A 3,464-nucleotide genomic window follows, 5' to 3' on the forward strand; every position below is an offset into this window, starting at 1 on the left:
CCGCCGCCCTCACCTCCCGCATCACCGGCTCACTACGCCCCCGCACCGCAGGCCCCTGCCTCACCGCGGCCCTGCTCGTGCTCCCCCCCCCCGCAGCAACCTTCACCGCCGGCCTGGCCCGCACCCTCACCCACCACGACACCACCCTGCCCCCGGCCGCCTACCCACCCTGGCCGACCTTCACCTGCAGCGTCGCCGGAGCAGCCCTGCTCCTGATCGCCTCCCTGCTGGCCCAGCCCGCCACCACAGCGCACCACCAGCCCGCCTGAGCGGATGCCCAGCGCACGCCCTCCCGGGAGGCAGGCACCAAGCTCATCCTGTGCCGGCGGCTGTCACAGGTCCATCGCATAAACCCGCACCCGGCGCCCGGTGCCGGGTTGCACGGTTTCGCGCTCCAGCGACATGCCCAGCTTCACCATCACCCGCGCGGAAGCCTCGTTACCGACGACGTGGATGCTGACCAGCCGCCGCAGGGCAAGCTCGGCCCGCGTGCGGGCAACCACGGCCCGAGCCGCCTCGGTGGCCAGGCCCCGGCCCCAGAACGCGCGGCCAAGCCGCCAGCCGATCTCCACGGCCGGCATGATCTCAGGCAGAAACGCCGGCACCGCCAAACCCGTGAAGCCGGCCAGCTCGCCGGTTTCCTTGAGCTCCACCGCATACAGGCCGAAGCCGTGCTCATCCCAATGCCGCCGATAGGCGGCCAGGCGTTGTGCGGTCGCAGCCCGGTCCAGGGTGCGGCCATCGTTGATGTAGCGCATCACCTCAGGCTGCGCAGTGATCACGGCGAACCCGTCAAGATCATCACTGCGCCAGCGGCGCAACAGCAGCCGCGCAGTCTCGACGGGCGTGGCATCACCGGAACTTGTCAGGTCGGGCACATGCCCTTCGTAACAGCTCAACGCATCCCCAGGCGACCGGTTATCCGCCCGGCCCGAGCATCAGGCGGCGTAAACCGCGCTCACCTTCACACCCTGCGCGTCGGTCACGGCCAGACGCGTAACCATCGTGCTGCGCGCCGCGAGCTGCGCCGCGTACGCCGCCCGGCGGCGAGCCACACAACCGTCACCCTTGGCCGCCGCGCTGTCCTGCTGCTCCATGTGCCGGCTCAAACCGTCCTTGAGCAGCGCCAACGCCTCGGTGCGCAGCTGCGACACCCGCGACTCGGTGACCCCCAGCTCGCCGGCCACCTCCGACAGCGGCCGCTCCTGCAGAAACGAAGCCTCCACCACGAACCGCAGCCGCTGCGGCAGCACCGCCACCGCGTCGTGCAGATAGCCGATGCGCTCACGGTGCAGCAGCATCTCCTCCGGGTTCATCGCCGCCTCGGGGACCATGTCCTCGGCCGCCCCAGCGGTGAAACCCTGCAACGACAGCACCGCCGCGCGCTGCACATCGTCGTCCACACTCGCCAGCTCCGACACCGCCACACCCAGCAGCTCAGCCAACTCCTGCGCGCTGGGCGTACGCCCCAGCTTCGCGGTCAGCTCCTGACGCGCCACCTCCGCGCGCCGGGCCCGGGCCCGCACCGAACGGCTCGCCCAGTCCATGCTGCGCAACTCATCCAGCAGCGCCCCGCGCACCCGCACCGCAGCGAACTTGCCGAACGGAATACCCCGGCCGGCGTCGAAAGCCTTCGCCGCGCTCACCAGCGCCGCGTAACCGGCCGAAGCCAGATCATCGCGGTGCACATGCGCCGGCACCTTGAACAGCATCTCGCGGACCAGGTGACCGACCAGCGGCATGTTGTCGCGCACCAGGGTCTCCAGCTCGCGGGCAGAGGTCGTCGTCGTGGTCGCTGCGAACATCGTGGTTCCCCCTCGGATCTGCCGCCCGGTGACCCCTCACCGGCTGACAGGGGGAACTTTTCGTTGCCGCGGGTGCAGAACCCGGTCGCAGATGGTTGCCGACCGGTTGCACCTCAAGAAAACCTAAAGTCGCTCAGATCAGCAGCCAGCCACTCTCCCGCGCCAGCCGCACCGCCTCCGCCCTCGTCCGCGCACCCGTCTTCCCGATCGCCGACGACAGGTGATTACGCACCGTGCCCTCCGACAGGTGCAGCTCCCGCGCCACATCCGCGACCGTCCCCCCATCCGAAGCCGCCTGCAGCACCTGCGTCTCCCGATCGGTCAACGGCGAATCACCCAGCGCCAGCGACTGCGCCGCCAACGCCGGATCCACCACCCGCAACCCCTCATGCACCCGGCGCACCGCCTCGGCCAACTGCTGCGCCGGGGTGTCCTTGACCACGAACCCGCTCGCCCCGGCCGCCATCGCCCGCCGCAGATAACCCGCCCGCCCGAACGTGGTCACCATCAGCACCCGGCACCGCGGCACCTGCGCCTGCACCAGCCGCGCCGCAGCCAACCCGTCCAACCCCGGCATCTGCACATCCAGCAACGCCACATCCACCGCATGCTCGCGTACCGCGGCCACCACCTCATCACCACGGCCCACCTGCGCCACCACCGACAGATCCGCCTCCAGATCCAGCAACGCCGCCATCGCGCCCCGCACCAGCGCCTGATCGTCGGCCAGCAACACCCGGATCACGAACCCACCTCCACCCGTACCCGAAATCCTGGCCCGTCCGCGCGGGCACCCACCGACAGCCTCGCCCCGGCCGCCTGCGCCCGCCGCCGCAACCCCGCCAGACCCTGACCATCACCCGGCCCCGCGGCACCACCGCACCCGTCGTCGAGAATCTCCACGCTGTCCACGTTCAACCGCACCTCACAACGACTCGCCCCGGCATGACGCACCACGTTGGTGACCGCCTCACGGATCGTCCACGCGAACAACTCCCGCACCCGCGTGGGCACCTCATCGGCCGCCCCCGGCAACACCGCCACCACATGCGCGGCGTCCAGCGCCTGCCGCGCCGCCGCGATCTCCCCCGGCAGCGAAATCCCGCGCATCCCCAGCGCCGTGGCCCGCACATCCGACAACGCGTCGCGGGCCAGCACCTCCAAATCCCGCAACTCCTTACGCGCCTTGTCCACATCCAGATCCAGCAGCCGCTGCGCCAGCTCCGCCTTCACCGTCACCACCGTCAGCGAATGCCCGAGAATGTCATGCAGATCCGCGGCGATCCGCGCCCGCTCATCACGCACCGCCATCTCCGCCAGCTCCTGCTGCGCCACCTGCAACCGCCGCTGCCGCTCCGTGGCCAGACGCAACCCGAACGACGCCGCCGACCCCAGCAACACCGCCAACCCGTACCCGTTGTCCTCCCAGCCCGCCACGAACCGGGCCAGCACCTCGGCCAGCACCACCAGCACCACCGCCAGCGGCAACCCCTGCTGCCACGGCAACCCCGCCGCCGCGATCGCCCCCACATACACCAGGCACGTCAACGCGTGGAACTGCGCGCCCGGCACCTGCAATCCCGCCAGAACCAGCAACGCCAGACAACCCGCCCACGCCGGCCCCACCCGCCGCGGCGTGCCCCGCAACGAGCCCACCAT

General features: G+C 70.9%; 5 protein-coding genes. 1 reads left to right on the forward strand and 4 read right to left on the reverse strand.

The features are described 5' to 3' along the window. The coding region (locus TFC3_RS14205) for a hypothetical protein (RefSeq protein WP_161952589.1) at positions 1-269 on the forward strand (269 nt) is incomplete at its 5' end. Positions 270-332: 63 nt separating this feature from the next. Here the strand turns inward: TFC3_RS14205 and TFC3_RS14210 are convergent. The 4 genes from TFC3_RS14210 to TFC3_RS14225 all read right to left on the reverse strand — a co-directional run. Next, entirely contained in the window at positions 333-878 is a 546-nt protein-coding gene (locus tag TFC3_RS14210) for a GNAT family N-acetyltransferase (RefSeq protein ID WP_067499880.1), read from the reverse strand. Between the two features lie 60 nt (positions 879-938). Continuing rightward, a complete protein-coding gene (locus tag TFC3_RS14215; protein WP_067499881.1) occupies positions 939-1,805 on the reverse strand; it encodes a sigma-70 family RNA polymerase sigma factor in 867 nt (288 codons plus the stop codon). A gap of 133 nt (positions 1,806-1,938) precedes the next feature. Then, positions 1,939-2,550: a response regulator transcription factor gene (locus tag TFC3_RS14220; RefSeq protein WP_067499882.1), complete on the reverse strand. Its 612-nt coding sequence runs from the start codon at positions 2,548-2,550 to the stop codon at positions 1,939-1,941. Then, a partial coding sequence (locus TFC3_RS14225; protein WP_067499884.1) for a sensor histidine kinase occupies positions 2,547-3,464 on the reverse strand: 918 nt, incomplete at its 5' end. The genes TFC3_RS14220 and TFC3_RS14225, both read right to left, overlap by 4 nt.

The organism is Actinoplanes sp. TFC3, assembly GCF_001553785.1.
GTDB lineage: Bacteria > Actinomycetota > Actinomycetes > Mycobacteriales > Micromonosporaceae > Actinoplanes.